Genomic DNA, 18,164 nt, shown 5'->3' with positions numbered 1-18,164 from the left:
GCGTGATGGCGCTCGCGCCGCCCCAGCGGGGCGCCAGCGCCGATCTCTCCTCAGTAGGGCCGCGAGCCGATGGCCGCCGCCGCCTGCTCGCGTTCGAAGATCTGGCCAGGGACGATCGTGCGCTTCGGCACCTTCTCACCGCGCACGATCTTGTCGATCGTATCGAAGAGCAGGGGGCCGTGCAGGGGGTTGCACTCGACCGTCGCGTTCAGCTTCCCCTCCATCATGGCCTCGAACGCCGGCTTCACGGCGTCGATCGATATCACCTGGATGTCCTGCCCGGGTTTCAACCCCGCCGCCTGGATCGCCTGAATCGCCCCGAGCGCCATGTCGTCGTTGTGCGCGTAGACGGCGTTGATCTCGCCCTTGTGGGCCGCGAGCAGCGTCTCCATCACGGCTTTTCCCTTGGTGCGCGTGAAGTCACCGCTCTGGCTCGCGATGATCTTCATGTCCGGGTGCTTCGCGATGGCCTCGGCGAAGCCGGTCTTGCGCATCACCGCCACGTCCGCCGCCGGCGTGCCCACGAGCTCGATGATGCGCGCGCTGCCGTTCGTCTGCTTCGCGAGCCACTCGCCTGCCCGGCGCCCCTCCCAGACGAAGTCCGCGACCATCACCGTCGCGTACAGATCTTCCTCGGCGTCCACGCCCCGGCTCGTGAGCACCACCGGGATCCCGGCGCGCTTGGCCTCCTTCAACGTGGGCTTCCAGCCCACGGATTCTTGCGGCGCGATGACGATGACGTCGACGCCCTTGGTGATGAACCCGTTGACGGCGTTGACCTGGTTGTTGTGCACGTTCTGGCCGTCTGCGAAGAGGAGCTGCACGTGGCGCTTCTCCGCTTCCTCCTGGATCGACTTGCTGTGCGCGATCCTCCAGGAGCTCTCGGCGCCCGTCTGCGAGAAGCCGACCACGATCTCGGACAGCTTCTTCGGCTTCCGCCCCGCGGCATCGGCCTCCGACGCCGGCTTCTGGGAGGCGCGCGCCGCGTCGCTCTCCTCGCGGGAGCAGCCGGCGGCGACGGACGCCGAGCCCAGGATGGCCAGGAAGAGCCTCCGTGACACGTGGTTTTGAGGGTTCATGCTCTTCGACATAGATCACGCCACCCCCGACGGTCGTCAGCCGGCCGCGTCGCCAGCACCGCCGGATCTTTGTAAGGAATCATCTCCGGTGAACAGCACTCGAGATTTCACGACAGCCGCCGGACGAGCGCGGTAGGGCGTGTTCTCTGGGAGCACCCTCGGCCCGATGCCAACCCCCATCGTTCAGCGATCGCTTCCGCGACGACCGAGCGAACGGAGCTGGTGTAAAAATCGTTCAGACGACGAACGCCTCGGTGCACGTGGCGACCCGGGCAAGGCACAGCAACAAGGATACTCCTCGCCGACAATGTGAACGATCACATGAGCACCGTCAATTCCAATCGACCGGGCCGTAAGGTTCCCGAGCCCGAGGGAGCACGAGGCTGGAGGGGCTCCTCCGGAGCGCCGCGGCAAGAGGCGCGGGCGCCTTACCGCGATCATCGCCGGCCCGCCGCGCGCCGGCGGCGACGGCGCTGAAGCGCCTGTGTGACCGCAGCCCGATGCCCGCCCCTCTTGACGCGGCGCTCCGGAGGAAACCTGTCCGCCGTCGGGGCGCGAGGACGGTCGCTGACGGCAGTTTCGAATTGACATCGGTATTGTGAACGTTCACATTATGCCTCTGGGCCCCTTTGGCTTTGCCCAGGACTGGGGTCGTCATGAGGACCGGGACCTCTGTCATCCGGACCGATCTCGCCCCCCTGCCTGGGAGACTGCGAGCGCATCCTCAAGACACCCACGCCGTGCTGCTGTTGCAGCGGGGTGTGGCGCTCTGCCTGGCCACGCCGCCCCTCGCCCTCGTCTCGCCGAGGGGAACTCTATGGGTTATCTGCTGGGTTGAAAATGGAGTCGAGAGGTCCGAGGCCGCTCCGCAGAGCCGAGCGCACGGCGCGGCGCCAGCGCGGGCGACTCGGCCTGCTGACCGGCGTTCGCCTTGCGCTCACTCCGTGCAGCGCGTCACGTCGCTCGTGTCGGGCTGGAAGCAAGCGACTCGCGAGCCGCCCCCTTCTTCGCCGCAGTCCTTATAGAAGTACGCCACGTAGCCGTAGCGGTCGTCGAAGAAAACGTCGCGGAGCTCGCAGTCGCTCTCGCGCTCTGCTCGGTCGAACAGGGCTTCCACCGGATCCGCTTGATCGGGCGCTTCATCGAACGTCCAGTCGCCGCTCGTCGGCTCGTCGAACTCGCTGTGAGCGGCGGCGACAACGGTATCGCCGGAGACCGCGGCGAGCGTACATCCGCGGTCGAAGCCTGTGCCGCACATCGAGATGACATAGTCTTCTGGCCGGTCGGCCCGCCACTTCGCGCGGTTTTCGTCGAAGTCGGGACCGTTGCAGCCAGCGAGCAACCAACACCCCACCACCACCATACCCGATGTTTTCATGCCCTCGGAGCTCAGCAACTCACGTGCCGGCGCGAGAAGCGAGCGGGATTGGCCGACGAGGAGCGCGCGACACATGACACTCGGATCATGACCGCCGGCCACCCTGCCCGGTGTGCCGTCCCGAGGTCTGGGTGTCCTTCTCCTCAAGTGAGGATCAGGTCGAGCGCCATGGCCGTCCCTGTCACGCCTGCAGCACGCGCAGCGACCCCCGCACCACCCCGTAGCTCCCCTCGGCCCGCAGCCCGCGAGCGACCTCCGCCGGCGCCACCTCCCCGGCGAGCAGCCGCCGGTACGCCTCCACCACGCGCCGCGCCCCCTCGGCGTCCTCCCGCACCAGCTCGATCCGGAACCGCCGCACGCCGCTCTTCGCGAGCCTCGGCACGAGGTGCGCCGCGCTCTGCGGCGCCGCGTGGAACACCGTGTTCCGACACCCCACGTCCGCCTCCAGCGGGTGATCCATGCCCGCCCGGTCCCGCAGCGACAGCGCGTGCTGCTCGCACGGGCGGCCGCAGGTGCGGTGATCCTTGCCCTCGGACAAGGCCGCCGCGATCACGCAGTGCTCCATGTGGAAGAGCGGCATCGGGTGGTGCACCACCACCTCGGCGAACGGCCCGAACGGCGAGTCCAGCAGCGACTCGAGCTGGGCGGCGTCGAGATCGAACGACGGCGTGAACGCGGCGAGCCCCCGCGAGAGCACCTCGCGCGCGGCCAGCTTGTTCGTGACGTTCAGCGAGAAATCGCCGATCCGGGGCACGCCCGGCGTGGCGTCGAGCAGCGCGCCCAGGCTGCGGACCAGGATCGCCGCCGGCCCGAGCGAGAGCAGGTACCTGTCGATCTTCTCCTCGCCCGGCTTGCGGATCCGCGGCGGCGCCACCCCGACGGAGGCCCCGGCCGCCATCAGCTCGCGCGCCGCGGCGCCGAGGCCGACCATCTCCAGGAAATCGAGGTAGACGCCGCTCGCGCCGGCGTCGAGCGCCGCCCGCGCCTGCACCACGTTGCGGCACAGCACGAAGAGGCCCGGCGCCGGCGGCGGGGCGTCCGGCGGAGCGATCCCGGCGACGAGCCCCTCGGCCTCCAGCGGCGCCGACGGATGGGGGCGGTGCGACGCCTCGATCAGCGCCGCGACGAGCGCCCGGCGGGCGCGGTTGAGCGCCGACGGCGGCACGAGCGCTGGCCCGTCGAGCGACAGCCCGAGGCCGCGGAGGACGAACGGCGTGTCGCCCAGCCGATCCAGCTGCTTCCGCAGCGTGGCCTCGTCGAGCGGCGATCGATCGGCGCGGCCGAGCGGGGTGTCGATCTCGACCGAGGCCGACGCCCCGCCCTCCGTCGCCGCCGAGAGCCGCGGGCGCTCGCCGAGGCGGCCCTCGAGGCGGACGTCGATCGCCACCCGCCGCGGGGCGCGGTCGAGCGCCTCGCGGACCGCGCGCGTGGCGACGGGGTCGCTCGTGCGAAAGACCCGGCGCCCGCGCAGCCCCCGCGCGCCGCTCAGCACGTCCTCCGGCAGGCGCCGGTCCGGCCCGAGCCAGACCTCGACGTCGCCCCCCGCCGGCGCGCGCTCGACCTCGCGGCCAGCGGCCCACAGGCCCCAGATGCGGCCGCCGATCTCGCCCTCGCCGGCGAACCCGCCCTCCACGAGGATCCCCTCGCCGCGCGCGAGCGGCTGCGCGGCGCGGACGACCACCACCTCGTGGCCGCGCCGGCGCCCGGCGCCGCGCGCCTCGCCGACCTCGATGCCGCGGTGATCGCAGGTGCGGCCGTCGACAAGGCGCTGGTGGTCGACGCCGCGCAGGAAGCCGGGGCCCGAGCCCCGCGAGAACGCCTGGAGCGCCGCCTCCCGGTCCGTGGCCCCGGGGCCCGCTCCCGCGCCGACCGCCGCGTCGATCGCGGCGCGGTAGAGCCGCGCGGTGGCGCCGACGTACTCCGGGCCCTTGAGTCGCCCCTCGATCTTCACCGAGGCGACGCCGAGCGCGACGAGGTCGGGGATGGCGTCGGTAGCGTCGAGGTCCTCCGGCGACAGGAGGTAGGCCGCGTCGCCGAGGTCGCGCAGCGCGCCGTCGACGACGAGGCGGTACGGCAGGCGGCAGGCCTGGGCGCAGGCGCCGCGGTTGGCGCTGCGGCCGCCGATGGCCTCGCTCGTCAGGCACTGCCCCGAGTAGGCGATGCAGAGCGCGCCGTGGACGAAGACCTCGAGCTCGACGTCGGTCGCCCGGCGGATGGCGGCGATGTCGTCGAGCGAGAGCTCCCGGGCGAGGATGACGCGCGCGGCGCCGAGCGATCGCGCGAGCTCGACGCCGGCCGCGTCGGTGCAGGTCATCTGCGTGGAGGCGTGGATCGGGAGCCCGGGCGCGAGCGCCCGCGCGAGGCGCATCACCCCGAGGTCCTGGACGATGACCGCGTCGACGCCGGCCGCGGCGCACGCCTCGATCGCGCCGCGGACCGCCGGGAGCTCGTCGTCGAACACCAGCGTGTTCAGGGTGACGTAGCCCTTCACGCCGTGGGCGTGGAGGAAGCGCACCGCCTCCTCGAGCTCCGCCGCGTCGAAGTTCGCGGCCCGCGCGCGGGCGTTGAAGGGCGACGCCGCGCCGCCTCCCGCGGCGCCCCCCCGGAGGCCGAAGTAGACGGCATCGGCCCCGCCGCGCACGGCGGCTTCCATGGCGGCGCGATCACCGGCGGGAGCGAGGACTTCAGGGCGCGCGGGCCGCGACATGGGGGCGGTTCTAGCAAGGGGTGGCGCGGTTGTCGCTCTTACCACCTGGCGCGCGCGGGCTCGCCCTCCCGAAGAGCCTGCCAGACGGCGCGCCTTGACCTCGCTTCGCGACGTGAGGCACGATCGTGCAGCGGCCCACCCGGCCGAGGTGCCGTCGGGTCGTCGCCGGCCGGCGCAGCGAGGCCTCGATGGCAGGGTCGGATGAGCGGAGCGGCCACGTCAGCCATCAACCACCAGCGCGGAGCCCGGGAGCCGAACGTCGGAGAGGCGCTCGCATTCTCCGCCGGCTCGCGCGCGTCGACGGCGCGTGCCGCAGGGGGATGCCGATGAACAGACACGGTTTTCGCGTCGGACAGGCGCTGTCGATGGCCGCGCTCTGGGTGCCTGCCGCGGTCCTCTCGGCGACGTCCGCGTGCGGCGGCGACGACGCCCTGGCGCCGCGCTGCGAGGCTCCCTACTCGGTCTGCGACGGCGTCTGCGTGGCGCTGCACGCCGATCCGGAGCACTGCGGCGCGTGCGGCCAGGAATGTCCGGCCGGGGCGGCGTGCGTGAAGGGCGCCTGCGAGCCGCTGGGGACCGGCGGTGACGGCGGCGGCGACGGTGGCAGCGGCGGCGGAGGTGACGGCGGCGGGCCATCCGAGTGCCGCGAGGGCCGCTACGTGAAGCGCTGCGGCGACGAGTGCGTCGACACGCGCACCGACCCGGACCATTGCGGCAAGTGCGGCGCGCAGTGCCCGTCGGGCCGCGCGTGCGCCGGCTCCACATGCCGGCCGATCTGCCTCCCGGGCCTCACCGACTGCGCCGGCAGCTGCGTGGACCTCGCCGCAGATCCGCAGCACTGCGGCCGGTGCGATCGCGCGTGCGACCCCGGGCGCTCGTGCGAAGGCGGCACCTGCGCGTGCAGCGCCGAGCCCTCCCGGGACATCGGCTCCGCCGTCCCGCAGCGGGTGACCGGCACGACGCTCGGCGCCGACGACGACCGCTGGCTGACCTGCGCGGGGCCCGGCGCGGCCGATCAGGCGTTCCTGTTCACGGCGCCTCGCGCGGGGACCTACCTGTTCGACACCTTCGAGTCTCCCTACGACACGACGCTCGGCGCGCTGCGGGCCGACACGTGCGAGGAGCTCGCCTGCAACGACAACGCGGGGAGCCTCCAGTCGCAGCTCTCCGTCGATCTCGCCGAGGGCGAGCGCATCCTCGTGGTGGTGAGCGGCGCGCGCGGCGCGCAGGGCGACTTCACGCTCCGCGTGGCCGAGCCCGGGCCGGTCCAGTGCGCGCCGACCGCCCTCGATCCCGTCGTGCCGCAGACGGTGACGGGCACGACCGTCTTGCGCGAGGACACGGTGTCCGCGACCTGCGACATCAGCGCGACCCCGGACGCGACGTACTCGTTCACGGCCCCGTCGGACGGCACCTACGTGTTCAGCGCGCACGCCCCGTCGGACCTGATCGTCGAGGTCCTCGACGGCGGCACATGCACGGGCCCCTCGCTCAGCTGCCGCTACGGCGCCGGCGAGTCGAACGCGTTCGCGACGCTCGAGGCCGGTCAGACGGTGCTCGTCGCCGTGGCGGACCCGGCCGGCCCGCTGGCGAGCTTCACGCTGGATCTCTTCGAGGCCCCGCCGTGCCCGGGCGTCCAGATCGGCGGACCCCTGCCGCAGACGGTGACCGGGAACAACGAGCACCTCCGCAACCTGATCTCGGCGTGCGCGACGTTCTCGACCGGGGGCGAGGCGACCTACGGCTTCACGGCGCCGCGCGAGGGCCTCTACACGTTCGACGCGTCCGGCTCGAGCTTCCCCGTCCTCATGGAGGCGCGCCACGCCTCGTGCGCCGGCGAGCTCATCGCGTGCGTCGACGGCCTGTTCGAGCCGGCGCTCATCACGCTCTCGCTCACGGCCGGCGAGACCGTCGTCCTCGTGGTGGATACCGCGGGCGCGACGGGCGACTACCGGCTCGAGGTCGACGAGGTGCCGTGCCCGTTGATCGATCTCGGCTCGACGGTGCCGCAGACGGTCACGGGGACGACCGCGGATCTCGCCGATCACCTGGCGCCGGACTGCGCCTCTCGCGGGGCCCCCGAGGCGACGTACCGCTTCACCGCCCCGGCCGACGCGCTCTACGTCTTCGACACGAACGGCTCGGCGCTCGATACGGTCCTGGAGGTGCTGGACGGCTCGTGCTCTGGTCCCTCGCTCAGGTGCAATGACAACGTGGACCCCGCGGGGGTCGTCACCCACTCGCGGGCGAGCCTGTTCCTCTCCGCCGGTCAGACGGTGATCGTCTCCGTGGACAGCGCGTCGACGAGCGGCGATTACACGCTCAACATCACCCAGCGGGAGGCGCCGCCGTGCCCTCTCTTCGAGCTCGACGCCGTGGTCCCGCAGTCGGTCACGGGCAACACCGAGGGCTATCCCGATCTCCTGGCGCCCTCCTGCGCCTCGGTCCCCGGCGGCGAGGCGACGTACAGCTTCACCGCGCCTGTGGAGGGGTTCTACCGCATGAACACCGTGGGTTCCGCGGTCGATACGGTCCTGTCCGTGCGCGACGGCGGGTGCGAGGGCGACGAGATGGCCTGCGTCAACGACAGCACGGACTCGAGCAAGCTCGTGTGGCTGGACGCCGGCCAGACCGCCCTGATCAGCGTCGACAGCCACGGCGCGGAGGGCGCCTACATGCTCAACGTGGACCTGTTCGACGGCACCGGCACGTGCGATAAGCCCATCGAGCTCACGCCCCTCGCCTCCCAGACCGCGACGGGGACGACCAAGGGGAGCCTCGCCGAGGTGGACGCGAGCTGCGGCGGCATCGACGCGCCTGAGGTGGTCTATCTGTTCACCGCCCCGGAGGCGGGGACGTACACGATCGATACGGCCGGCTCCGACTACGACACCGTGCTCGCCGTCTTCGACGGAGACTGCTACGGCGAGGAGATCGCGTGCAGCGACGACGTGCTCGGGGAGGAGCTGCACCTGTTCACGTCGAAGGTCACGGTGTCGCTCGACGCTGGGCAGACCATCGTCATCGTGGTCGACGGCGCGTTCCAGGAATCCGGCGTTTACGAGCTCAACATCCATCCGTAACCGCGCACCGCGCACCGCCGAGCAGCGTCGCGTGTCACCTCGAGAGAGGCTCCGTCGGACGGGCTTCTGTTCAGGAGCAGCTCCCCGGAGGAGCGCTACTGGTTCCGGCTTCCCTTGAGCCCTGCCAGAGGCTCGAGCCGATAAACGGATGGCGCGATGCATCGCACGCGGGGGTCTGTCCCGTGAAGGCCCTCGGCGTGGCCGAGGAACAGGTACCCTCCGGGCGCGAGGCTGGCGATGAGCTTCGCCACGATCTCCGCCTTCGTCACGGCGTCGAAGTAGATGAAGACGTTCCGGCAGAAGATCAGATCGAACAGGCCGAATCGCTCGGGCGCCGCGTCGAGCAGGTTGAAGCGCCGGAAGGTGACGATCTGGCGCAGCTCCGGCCCGGCCTTCATCAGGCCCGCGCTTGCGCCCGTCCCGCGGAGCATGTAGGCGCGCAGGCGCTCGTCCGGGATCTCCGAGGCCCGCTCGATCGGCCACACCGCGCGCCGCGCCTGCTCGAGCGCACGGACGGACAGGTCCGTCGCCAGGACGCCGATCCCCGGAACGCCCGCCGGCGCGCCGCCTGCCCAGCGAGGCGCCCGTCCCGCGGCGCCGCCGCCGTCGGAGGAGGACAGGCTGTCGAGCAGCGTCATCGCTATCGAGTAAGGCTCTTCCCCGGTCGAGCAGGCCGCGCTCCACGCGCGCAGCGGGCGGCGGACGCGCGCGCGGGGCGCTCCGCGGTCCGGCGCGCCGTGCCCCGCGCTCTTCTCCCACGCCGGGAGGATCTCGCGCTCGAGGAGCGCGAACTGCTCGCGTTCCCGGAAGAAATGGGTCTCGTTGGTGCAGATGCAGTCGAGCATGTGCACGAGCTCGTCCTCGCCGCCCGCCGCGGTCACCCGGCGGTAGTACTCGCCGAAGCTGCGGAGGCCGAGCACGCGGAGCCGGGGCCCGAGCCGGCAGAGCAGGAGCGGCTTCTTCTGCGGGCCCAGCGAGATGCCCGAGAGGCGCTTGACGAGCCTCTGGAACAGGACGAACTCGTCGTCGCTGAGCGTGCGCGTGCCCGGCTCGGCGACCGCGATCATGGCCTGTCCCCTTCCCCGGCCGGCGCGCCGTCGAGCGGTTGATCCATGGGCACTTGCGCGCCGAAGGCCGGTGCGGGCTCGATCACAGGTTCACCCCACTCACCCCCTGGCAACAGCACCGTACCACGGGAGTCCGTGGCAGCTCCATGCGGAACTGCGCAGCTCGTACACGTGTGCTCCCTGGTACACTGTCCTGGCCCCGGTCGGTCTCGGCGCCTTCCCGACACGCACGGAGCATCTGGCATCCTCGGAGCAGGTCAACTACCTTGGGGCCATGATCAGCGGCGTGGTGGAGCCGGTCCGGCTCGGGAAGACGGCGCTTCCAGACGGCCGGCGGCTGGGCTGGGCGGAGTGGGGACCGGAGGACGGCATCCCGGTGCTGCTCTGCCCCGGCGGCGCCACGAGCCGGTCGATGGGGTTCGGGGGCGACATCGTCGGCGGGCTCGGCGTGCGGCTGATCTCCGTGGATCGCCCGGGGCTCGGGGCGTCGGACCAGGCCCCGGACCGCACGCTCGGCGACTGGGCGCAGGACATACGGCGCTTCCTCGAGGCGCGGCAGCTGTCCGGCGTGGCGGCCGTCGGGTTCTCGGCGGGCGCGCCGTTCGCCCTGGCCTGCGCGGCGGCCGGCGTCGTGGCTGGCGTGGCCGTGGTCGCCGGGACCGATGAGCTGGCGAATCCGGTGTTCGCCGATGCGCTGGCGCCGGACGTGCGGCGGCTCGTGGAGCTCGTGGCGACCGACCCTGGGCGCGCGGAGGCGTTCTTCGCCGGGTTCAGCGCCGAGGCGATGTGGAGCTTCGTCATTCCGACGCTCGCGGACGTCGACCGCGCGGTGTACACCGCCCCGGTGTTCGAGCGCGTTTACCGGCGCGCGATGGATGAGGCGTTCTCGCAGGGGCCGGCCGGCTATGCGCGCGACACGGTGCTGACGATGAGCCCGTGGCCGTTCGACCCAGGGAGCATCCGCGCGCCGGTCGACCTGTGGTACGGCGCGCGGGACACGAGCACGGTGCACTCGCCGGACTTCGGTGCGTCGCTCGCCGGGCGGCTGCGCGCGGCAGAGCGGCGCGTGCTCCCGGAGGCGGGAGGGTCGCTGCTGTGGACGCATGCGGAGGCGATCCTGCGCTCGCTGCTGGGACGCACGCGCGGGAGGTGAGCCCCACGCGGAACATCCTGCGCGCGCCGCTGTCCCGCCGGTCCATGCCTCGTCCGGTGGCCCGGTTCTTCCTCCTCGCCTACGCCATCACATGGCTCTGCCAGCTGCCCCTGCTGCTCCAGCAGTGGGGCGCCGACATCCCTCCCGGCGTCGCCATGGCGCCGCTCGTGCTCGGCGCCGTCGGCCCCTCGCTCGCGGCCGCGGTGTGCGCCTGGAAGGAGGGCGGCCGAGCGGGGCTCTCCGGGCTCCTGTCACCCAACCGCGCCCCGACGGGCTGGGGCTACGCGCCGCTCGCGCTGTGCATGCCGGCGGCGCTGCACCTCCTCGGCCTCGCGCTGCTGGCGCTCGCCGGCGGGAGCCTGCCGGCGACGCTCCTCTATATGCCTGTCACACCGGAACACCGAGGGATCGCCGTCCTCGCCCCGCTGGGTGAGGAGCTGGGATGGCGCGGCTATGCCCTCCGGCGGCTCCTTCCGGCGCAAGGACCCGTGCGCGCCAGCCTCGTCCTCGGCGTCGCATGGACGTTCTGGCACCTGCCCGCCATGTGCCTGCCGGGCGTCCCGTGGTGGTCGTGGCCGCTCAGCCTCCTGTTCATCACGTCGCTCAGCGTGCTGATGACGGCGCTGCACCTCCGCTCCGGCGGCAGCGTGCTCGTCGCGTGGGCGGCGCACCTGGGCATCCACTTCGACAACGTCTCTCGCGCGCACATGTCCGGCGACGGCGCCGCGCCGCTCCTGGTCACGACGATCGTCGCGCTCGTGGCCGCGGTGATCACCGCGCGGCGGATGCAGGTACAGACGCGAAGCGCCGCCACGGCGCAGCCAGCGCCCCGCCCGGCGTGACACGTCCGGGGCGCTGGGATCGGGCTCGCTCGCTCGGCGCCTGGCTCACGCGCCCGATCCGCCGGAGCAGGCCGCGTCGGCGACGTCGACCATGAGATCGCAGTCGTTATCAATGCCGTCGTCGCAGATCTCGGCGGCGTCCGGGTGCACCTCGGCGTTCGCGTCGTTGCAGTCATCCGACGCGTCGAACCCGTCGCCGTCTCGATCCGGGGAGGCGCCGCACGCCGTGACGAGCGCGCAGCCGAGGACGATCACGAGCCTCCGGAGAGGGTCAGTTGCCGCTGAGATCACCATAAAAGTCTCCTCGCGGGGCGTCCGCCTTCATGAGGTCCAGGAGCGCGGGCCAGAACGCCGCCTCCTCGTCGATGCCGACGTCTCCTATCGCCGCCGCGTCGGCCGCGAAGCGCGCGAGCGCGGGCTCCAGGGTGGCAATCGCCGCGGCGTGGTCCGAGCCGTACTCTTGCGCCGCGTCGTGCATCGCCTGCACGAGGAGCGCGAGCGCGACCGTCTTGTCGACGCTCGCCTGCGGCATCACCACGCCGCGCTCGTCGAGCGCCTCGCCGTCATAGCGCGCCGAGAGGGAGCTCGTGACCGGCTCTCCCGAGCGGTCGACGTAATTGAGCGCGATCTCCACCTCCGACCCAGCGATCTCCTCTGGCGACGCCGGCGTGAGGGAAAGGAGCAGCGCCCCCTTGCGCTTGCTGAGAAACACGCTCGCCACGTCGAGCGAGGCGATCGACGTCGCGCCGGCCTCCCCCGTGGGGAAGCCATAGGCGTGCGTGAGAGAGAGGCCCGGCGAAGGGGTCGCGACGAGGCTGAGATCATGGGCGATCGGCGTCGCCATCCACGGCCAGTTGTCTTGCATGAAGAGGCCCACGTCGTCGGCGTTCATCAGGCTGAAGGCGTTGGCCCCGCGCAGGTGCGACATCCGGTTCATGACCTCGGCGCCGAGCCCCAGGCCCAGGCCGAAGACGCTGATCCCGATGCCGTCGTCCGCGCCCTTCGCGACCAGGCGCTCGAACTCGCTGCCGCCGGTGGCCCCCACGTTCGGCTGAACGTCGGTGAAGAGCATGACGCGGACCTCGTCGGCCGTGCCCTTCGCCTCGCGCGCGAGCTCGTACGCCTGAAGGAGGCCCGCCTCCATGTTGGTGGAGCCGCCCTCCGAGAGCTCGCCTATGGCCTCCTTGATCTCGGGGTCGTTCCCTCGCGTCCAGTCGAGCCGCGTGGCGACCAACGAGCCATACGTGACGAGCGCGAAGCGATCGTCGGCGTCGAGGTGGCTCGCCACGTTCCAGAGGAGCGAGTGCGCTATCGCGGCGGGCATCCCGCCATCGCCATCGCCGTAGCTCCACGACATCGAGCCGGATACGTCGACCGTCGCGACGATCGCCATCGACGGCCGCTTGAAGGTCTCGGGATCGATCGTCGACGACATGCCGACCTGTACCCACGCGGCGCTCTCGCCCTGCGCGTCCGGGGCTATCCCCATCGCGGCGCGCACGCAGAGGAGCGTCGCGCACGGCGCGCCCTCGAGCGGCAAATCGTGCTCCGAGAACATCGCCTCGACGACGAACGCCTCGGGCGGCGGCACCCTGCCGTTCTCGACGAGGCCTCGCGCGAAGCCCATATCCTTCACGCCCCCGGGCGTCGCGCCGAAATCGCCAGCGTAGCCCGAAACCATGTCGTTTCCGCAGCCGACAACCGCGATGCTCGACGCGGCCGTCATGATGAACCCAAAGAGTCGATTCATGCCGTCACTCCTTCGAACGCCTGAGCGGACGGGTCGCGCAGGATCGCGACACGTCCTCGCCCCGCATCCTGCCGCGGAGAGGTGCAGCTTCAGTGCCAACGCCTCGACGCGCACTTCGTCTGGCGGGAGCGCGCATCCACGCGCCGCTCCAGCCTGCTCCATGACAACGGCGTCAGAGCGCAGGCGCGCTCCGGTGAGCTATCCCTCGCGACGACCGCGCCGGCTCAAGCCCCGTGAATTCATCGGATTCACGCGTTTGCGGTGCCGGGCGCCGCCCAGGTCACGCCGTGGGAGAATTCAGATGGGCTGAGGCGGTGTCTGACAGCCCGCTCCGCGCTTCGGCGCCATCGGGTCGGTCCGGGCCTTGTGCCCTCCGAACGGCGCCATCATTCCAGCGTTGGAGCTTCCCAGTCCACCCAGTCCGCCGTGCTGAGCGAGCCGCCCGAGCCCACGACGAATTCCCCTGGCGCCTCCCCCTCGTGCTTCAGAAATTTCGAAATAGTCTTCACGAGGAGATCGGTGTATTCGTTCTTGTACGAGCAATGCGCCGTTTCGGCGACCTTCGAGTGGTAGCTGACGTTCTTCTCCACGCCCAGCGCCTTGTAGGCCGCTGCTCCGGCCACCGTGGCTGTATGACCCGCGGGGGTGCCCATCTGAGCCTGGTGCGGGTTCTCGAGGACGAGCAGGCCGCGCGGCGCCATCCTCGCGATCAGGGCGTGCGTGTCGATCGGGAGCTTGACGGCGTTCGAGGCATTGTTCCGGCGAACGTGATCAATCACCTTGAATCACAGATTCGTGAGCTCGAGCCCGTGCGCGAGGGCGGCGCGCTCGACGACCTGTCCACGCATCGAGCGGGCCGCGTTCACCCCACGGCCGGCGGGGCGGCCGCGCTACGTCGCAGCGGCGAGCGCCCGCGCCTGCGCGAACAGGTCGGGGCGCGCCCGGTCGTGGGACCAGCCCTCGGGATACGAGGCCACCGCCGAGGGGCGACCCCGCACGCTGCGCTCGTAGGCGTCGAGCGCTGGATAGCCGGCGAGCGACAGCCCGCGCCGCTGCATGTAGGCGAGCACGGGGTAGAACGCGCAGTCCGCGAGCGTGAAGGCGTCCGACGCGATGAACCGTGTCTCCTGCGCCCGCGCATCCCACAGCGCGAGCTCCCGCTCCACGCCCGAGAGCGCGCCCAGGATGGCCGCCCGCCGGTCCGGCGAGATGGCTGCCGCGCCGGCCTCGAAGAGGCTCTCCAGCGGGTCGTAGACGCACGCCGTGGCCTCGGACTCCTGCGCGAAGGCGAGCGCGCGGGCGAGCGCGCCGGGCTCGGCGAGCGGCGGGAGGAGCGGGGGTTCGGGATACCGCAGCTCGAGGTACGTCAGGATCGCCAGCGACTCGTTCATGACGGTGCCGTCGGGCTCGACGAGCACCGGGGCCTGGCCCCGCGGGTTGAGGGCCAGGAACTCCGGGGTGCGCGTCTCCCGGGGCTCCCGCATCACGCGCAGGCGGCGTGGCTCGAAGGCGAGGCCCTTCTCGTGAACCGCCATCAGGACGCGCCAGCTCGAGATCGAGCCGTTCACGAAATACACCGCGCGCTGCGCGCTCATCGGTCGCCTCCAGGCTCCTGCGACGCGCGGAGCGTGCGAAAATTGAGCGCCTCGAAGCCCGGGCGGTACGCGGCGGCGTCGAAGGTGGGGTCGATGTTCTCGGCGCGGAAGAGCTGCAACATCCGCTCTGCCTCGCCGCGCTCCTTCGCCTCGCGCTCCGGCCCGGGGAGCGCAGATCGGGCTCGGGCGCGCGCCTCGGCCTCGGCGCGATCGGACGCGGGCGCGCCGACGCCCCAGACAGCCCCGGTCGCCGGATCGTGAAACGTGCCGATGTGCCGGAACGTGAGCGAGATGCGCGAGGGCGACGTCGGGCCGTCGCCCTCGCCCTCCGCGTCCCCCTCCTGGCGGATGGCGTGATAAAATCGGCCGTTCGTCTCCAGGTCCATGACGAGCAGTGAGCCGTGCGGCAAAGGGACCTTCTGGACAGCGTCCCCGTCCTCGGCGCGCTTGGGCCGGAGCACCATGGTGCGCTGTCGTCCGAGCGAGACATTGACGATGAACGACGGGCGCACGAGGTCGAGCGTCTTGTCGGAGTGCTCGCTGATCCAGTCGCGCCCCGTGCGGTAGAGCTGGAGCAGGCAATGGTTGAGCGGGTGCCCGACGCGGCGCTCGACCTCCCTGCGGATGCGGTCGACGGCGGGGGTGAAGGGGCAGAGATCGGGCTGCTCGTCGACCGGGTGGCGATAGAGCGGCATGGCGCCGTCGGGCGAGCGCTCGCCCTGGATCGCGACGAGGCGCGGCACCTCGCCGCCCCGGTGGCGCATCGTCGTCCAGGCGACCTCGCGCTCGACAGCGGCGAAGGCACCCGCCTCCCCGGCGAGGCGCTCGTCGAGGGCGCCGCACCACAGCGCCGTCTCGCCCGCGCCGATACCTGCGATGTGCACTGGCCCGGGTCCGTCGGAGAGGAGGTCGGCCCAGCTGCGGCGCCGGCCGCCGAGGCCCTCGATCTCGCGCAGCGCCACGGCGTGTTTGCCCGCGGTGCCCGCCGCGGTCGCGTCCCCGAGGATGTCGACGTCGTAGCCGAGCCGGCGCGCGTCGCGGGCGGCGGCGAGGACACACACGTTGGTCGCGACGCCGCACAGGACCACGGCGGCCACGCCCGCCTGCTCCAGCCGGGCGTGCAGCTCGGTCTCGCGGAACGCCGAATACCAGCGCTTCTCGACATGCCACTCCACGGTCCCCGCGGGGCGTTCGGCGCACACCGGGACGAGCGCCGGGAACAGCTCGGCGCCCCATGTGCCGCGGGCGCAGCACGCGCTGCCGGTGTGCGTCTGCCCGCGGAGCGCGTCCGGGGCCGCGTCGATCTCGCCGTAGACCGACGTCACCCACACGACGACCCGCCCCTGCGCGCGCGCCGCGCGCACGAGCCAGGCCACGGTCTGCGCGAGCTGGCGCGGATCGCAGTGCCGCTTCGAGAACGCGCCTCCCTCCGCGAGGAAGTCGTTCTGCATGTCGATGATCAGCAGCGCCGTGCGCGCAGGATCCTGGGAGGGCGGCCCGGCTCTCACGTCCATCGTGTCCTGGTACCACCGGACGATCGCACGGCCAAGCTCCTGCGCCGCGGCGCGCAACCCGGAACAGAGGACCGCCAGGCTCCGCCAGACACCGGCGCTCTCGCCGCGGCGTCCGGCCTCGCACCTGCGCTGTCGAGAAGGCTGAGTCCGGCCGGCCGAACCGCCGGCCCAGCAGGAAAGACGCTGTATGCCAAAGTGGTCTCGCCTCGATTGATGTTTACTTGGGGCGTGACCCGAGCGTACCTTCAGGAAAGGCGACGCCCCTTGGGGAGAGGTGGCGTTCGAGCCGCACGGGCGAGCGCTCGAGTGGTCTTCGTTTCCTGCGAGGGGAGGCGGCGGTGTCTCGAAAGAAGATCCTGCTGGTGGACGACTCGGAGACCGTCCTGATGATGGAGCAGATGATCCTCCGGAAGAGCTATGACGTGGTCACAGCCAAGGACGGCAGCGCCGGGGTGGTCAAGGCGCTCGCCGAGCGGCCTGATCTGATCCTGCTCGACGTGATCATGCCGGCGATGGATGGATTCGAGGCCTGCCGGAGGCTGCGTTCGGAGGAGGCGACGCGGGAGACGCCGATTGTCCTCGTCACGAGCCGAGGGGAGGTCTCGCACAGGGAAGAGGGGTTTCGCTGTGGCTGCTCCGACTACATCACGAAGCCGATCGACTCCCTGGAGCTCCTCGAGAAGGTCAAGAGCTGTCTCGGCGAATGAGGTGGAGACCGACATGTCGCGTGATGGACAAGCTGAGCGCGGGGTGGAGCACGCGGTGCGCCGCGAGGGATCGCCGAGAGCGCACGTGAGCGCGCTCGAAGGGCAGAAGAAGAGGCTCGCGCGGCGCGCCCGCGCGCTCGGCCGGCTGCTCGGCCGGGCTCGGAGGGCCCATGGGCGCCTCGAGGCCCGCGCCGCCCGCGCCGAGGCGGCGCTCGCGCACGCCGAAGGCCGATGCGCAGCAGAGGAACAGCAGCGCACGCAGCTCGCGAGCCTCTATGTCGCGAGCCGCCGGCTCCTGCCGCTCCGGACCCGTGAGGAGGCGTGCCACGCCCTCCAGGACATCATCGCGAACCTCGTCGGCTCGGAGGAGATCGCCGTCTTCGAGATCGATGGCAGCGGGGCGGCGAGGGTCGTCGCGGCCTACGGCGTCGATCCGTCGTCCGCCGTCCTGGTGGCGCCGGAAGAGGGCGTCGTGGGGCGCGTGGCGCGGAGGATCGAGCCGTATTTCCGGCAGGGCGCCGCGCTCGGCAGCGACGCGGCCGCCCCCCAGGCCCCCTGTGCGCGCGGCGAGGGCGACGTCATGGCCTGTGTCCCGCTCACGATGGACGAGCGCGTGGTCGGCGTCATCGCCGTCTTCCACCTGCTCTCGCAGAAACCCGCGCTCGGGCCGCTCGACAAGGGTCTTCTCGAAGCGCTCGGCACCCTGGCTGCCGGACCGTTCTGCGCGGGGCGGGAGCGCTGCGGCGCCCTGGAGATGCGATGACGATGCTCAAGCCCCCGTCGCAGCGGTTCGGCGCGGGAGGAGCGCGGCTGAGCGTGCCCCCCCCGAGCAGCCCGCTGGCCCACTACCTCACGCCGGGCAACATCTTCGCGTCGGACGAGCCGACGATCATCACCACGATCGTCGGCTCGTGCGTCTCGATCTGCCTCTGGGAGCCGGCGCTCGGCGTGGGCGGCATGAACCACTACGTGCTCCCCAGCTGCCCGAACCTCGGCTTGGCGCTCGGGCGCTTCGGAGATACCGCCTTTCAGCAGCTCGTCGATCGCCTCGCGGCCTTCGGCGCCACGCCCCGCTCGCTCCAGGCCCGGATCGTCGGAGGCGCCTGCATGATCTCCGCCTTCCGGGAGCGGGACTCGCACCTCGGACACCAGAACGTGGCGGTCGGGCTCATGATGCTGCGCGCCGCCGGGATCCGGGTCATCCACCAGGACACGGGCGGCAGCCAGGGCCGGAAGCTCATCTTCCGCACCGACGACGGCAGCGCCGCCATCCAGCCCCTGTGATCGCG

15 protein-coding genes are annotated in these 18,164 nt (G+C 71.8%); 6 read left to right on the top strand and 9 right to left on the bottom strand.

Annotation, left to right across the window (positions count from 1 at the left end):
• Positions 1-50: 50 nt before the first annotated feature.
• The 3 genes from POL72_RS44570 to POL72_RS44560 form a co-directional block, all read right to left on the bottom strand.
• Complete coding sequence (locus POL72_RS44570) at positions 51-1,079, bottom strand: ABC transporter substrate-binding protein (protein WP_272103002.1); 1,029 nt, start codon at positions 1,077-1,079, stop codon at positions 51-53.
• A gap of 937 nt (positions 1,080-2,016) precedes the next feature.
• Complete coding sequence (locus tag POL72_RS44565) at positions 2,017-2,532, bottom strand: hypothetical protein (protein WP_272103001.1); 516 nt, start codon at positions 2,530-2,532, stop codon at positions 2,017-2,019.
• Positions 2,533-2,638: 106 nt separating this feature from the next.
• Entirely contained in the window at positions 2,639-5,110 is a 2,472-nt protein-coding gene (locus POL72_RS44560) for a U32 family peptidase (protein WP_272103000.1), read from the bottom strand.
• A gap of 380 nt (positions 5,111-5,490) precedes the next feature.
• Between POL72_RS44560 and POL72_RS44555 the strand changes: the two genes are divergently transcribed.
• Positions 5,491-8,247 (top strand): MXAN_6577-like cysteine-rich protein, encoded by a 2,757-nt coding sequence (locus POL72_RS44555; RefSeq protein ID WP_272102999.1) that lies wholly within the window; start codon positions 5,491-5,493, stop codon positions 8,245-8,247.
• A 95-nt stretch (positions 8,248-8,342) separates the two neighbouring features.
• Here POL72_RS44555 and POL72_RS44550 read toward each other — a convergent pair whose 3' ends face one another.
• The gene (locus tag POL72_RS44550) at positions 8,343-9,314 is read right to left on the bottom strand and encodes a CheR family methyltransferase (protein WP_272102998.1); all 972 of its coding nucleotides are present in this window, start codon (positions 9,312-9,314) and stop codon (positions 8,343-8,345) included.
• 274 nt (positions 9,315-9,588) lie between these two features.
• On the opposite strand from POL72_RS44550, the gene POL72_RS44545 reads away from it, so the two are divergent.
• Both POL72_RS44545 and POL72_RS51070 read left to right on the top strand, forming a co-directional pair.
• Positions 9,589-10,467, top strand: a complete 879-nt coding sequence (locus POL72_RS44545) for an alpha/beta fold hydrolase (RefSeq protein ID WP_272102997.1) — start codon at positions 9,589-9,591, stop codon at positions 10,465-10,467.
• Positions 10,464-11,309 (top strand): CPBP family intramembrane glutamic endopeptidase, encoded by an 846-nt coding sequence (locus POL72_RS51070; RefSeq protein WP_272102996.1) that lies wholly within the window; start codon positions 10,464-10,466, stop codon positions 11,307-11,309. The genes POL72_RS44545 and POL72_RS51070 overlap by 4 nt, the downstream gene beginning before the upstream one ends.
• Positions 11,310-11,354: 45 nt before the next feature.
• Here POL72_RS51070 and POL72_RS44535 read toward each other — a convergent pair whose 3' ends face one another.
• The 5 genes from POL72_RS44535 to POL72_RS44515 all read right to left on the bottom strand — a co-directional run bounded on the left by POL72_RS44535 (position 11,355) and on the right by POL72_RS44515 (position 16,168).
• Positions 11,355-11,603 carry a putative metal-binding motif-containing protein gene (locus POL72_RS44535; protein WP_272102995.1) on the bottom strand — a complete coding sequence of 83 codons (249 nt, stop codon included), beginning with the start codon at positions 11,601-11,603 and terminating at the stop codon, positions 11,355-11,357.
• The gene (locus POL72_RS44530) at positions 11,581-13,059 is read right to left on the bottom strand and encodes a vWA domain-containing protein (RefSeq protein ID WP_272102994.1); all 1,479 of its coding nucleotides are present in this window, start codon (positions 13,057-13,059) and stop codon (positions 11,581-11,583) included. Before POL72_RS44530 ends, POL72_RS44535 begins: the two co-directional genes overlap by 23 nt.
• Before the next feature lie 386 nt (positions 13,060-13,445).
• A complete protein-coding gene (locus POL72_RS44525) occupies positions 13,446-13,838 on the bottom strand; it encodes a glucuronyl esterase domain-containing protein (protein ID WP_272102993.1) in 393 nt (130 codons plus the stop codon).
• Positions 13,839-13,949: 111 nt separating this feature from the next.
• Positions 13,950-14,654 (bottom strand): glutathione S-transferase family protein, encoded by a 705-nt coding sequence (locus POL72_RS44520; protein ID WP_272102992.1) that lies wholly within the window; start codon positions 14,652-14,654, stop codon positions 13,950-13,952.
• Positions 14,651-16,168, bottom strand: a complete 1,518-nt coding sequence (locus tag POL72_RS44515; protein WP_272102991.1) for an isochorismatase family protein — start codon at positions 16,166-16,168, stop codon at positions 14,651-14,653. The genes POL72_RS44520 and POL72_RS44515 overlap by 4 nt, the downstream gene beginning before the upstream one ends.
• A 338-nt stretch (positions 16,169-16,506) precedes the next feature.
• Between POL72_RS44515 and POL72_RS44510 the strand changes: the two genes are divergently transcribed.
• From POL72_RS44510 to POL72_RS44500, 3 genes are read left to right on the top strand one after another with little or no spacing between them, the layout of a single operon-like run.
• A complete protein-coding gene (locus tag POL72_RS44510) occupies positions 16,507-16,875 on the top strand; it encodes a response regulator (protein ID WP_272102990.1) in 369 nt (122 codons plus the stop codon).
• A gap of 13 nt (positions 16,876-16,888) precedes the next feature.
• Complete coding sequence (locus tag POL72_RS44505; protein ID WP_272102989.1) at positions 16,889-17,638, top strand: GAF domain-containing protein; 750 nt, start codon at positions 16,889-16,891, stop codon at positions 17,636-17,638.
• Entirely contained in the window at positions 17,635-18,159 is a 525-nt protein-coding gene (locus POL72_RS44500; RefSeq protein WP_272102988.1) for a chemotaxis protein CheD, read from the top strand. The genes POL72_RS44505 and POL72_RS44500 overlap by 4 nt, the downstream gene beginning before the upstream one ends.
• Positions 18,160-18,164 lie beyond the last annotated feature (5 nt).

The organism is Sorangium aterium (assembly GCF_028368935.1).
Taxonomy (GTDB): Bacteria; Myxococcota_A; Polyangia; order Polyangiales; family Polyangiaceae; genus Sorangium; species Sorangium atrum.
Note: the sequence above shows the minus strand (reverse complement) of the source record. Positions and strands in the feature narration are given on the sequence as shown.

Coding starts and splice junctions, on each gene's coding strand:
- POL72_RS44515 (WP_272102991.1), bottom strand. CDS start 16,168: ATGGACGTGAGAGCCGGGCCGCCCTCCCAGGATCCTGCGCGCACGGCG.
- POL72_RS44570 (WP_272103002.1), bottom strand. CDS start 1,079: ATGAACCCTCAAAACCACGTGTCACGGAGGCTCTTCCTGGCCATCCTG.
- POL72_RS44555 (WP_272102999.1), top strand. CDS start 5,491: ATGAACAGACACGGTTTTCGCGTCGGACAGGCGCTGTCGATGGCCGCG.
- POL72_RS44520 (WP_272102992.1), bottom strand. CDS start 14,654: ATGAGCGCGCAGCGCGCGGTGTATTTCGTGAACGGCTCGATCTCGAGC.
- POL72_RS44545 (WP_272102997.1), top strand. CDS start 9,589: ATGATCAGCGGCGTGGTGGAGCCGGTCCGGCTCGGGAAGACGGCGCTT.
- POL72_RS44560 (WP_272103000.1), bottom strand. CDS start 5,110: ATGGAAGCCGCCGTGCGCGGCGGGGCCGATGCCGTCTACTTCGGCCTC.
- POL72_RS44550 (WP_272102998.1), bottom strand. CDS start 9,314: ATGATCGCGGTCGCCGAGCCGGGCACGCGCACGCTCAGCGACGACGAG.
- POL72_RS44500 (WP_272102988.1), top strand. CDS start 17,635: ATGACGATGCTCAAGCCCCCGTCGCAGCGGTTCGGCGCGGGAGGAGCG.
- POL72_RS44535 (WP_272102995.1), bottom strand. CDS start 11,603: ATGGTGATCTCAGCGGCAACTGACCCTCTCCGGAGGCTCGTGATCGTC.
- POL72_RS44505 (WP_272102989.1), top strand. CDS start 16,889: ATGTCGCGTGATGGACAAGCTGAGCGCGGGGTGGAGCACGCGGTGCGC.
- POL72_RS44530 (WP_272102994.1), bottom strand. CDS start 13,059: ATGAATCGACTCTTTGGGTTCATCATGACGGCCGCGTCGAGCATCGCG.
- POL72_RS44565 (WP_272103001.1), bottom strand. CDS start 2,532: ATGTGTCGCGCGCTCCTCGTCGGCCAATCCCGCTCGCTTCTCGCGCCG.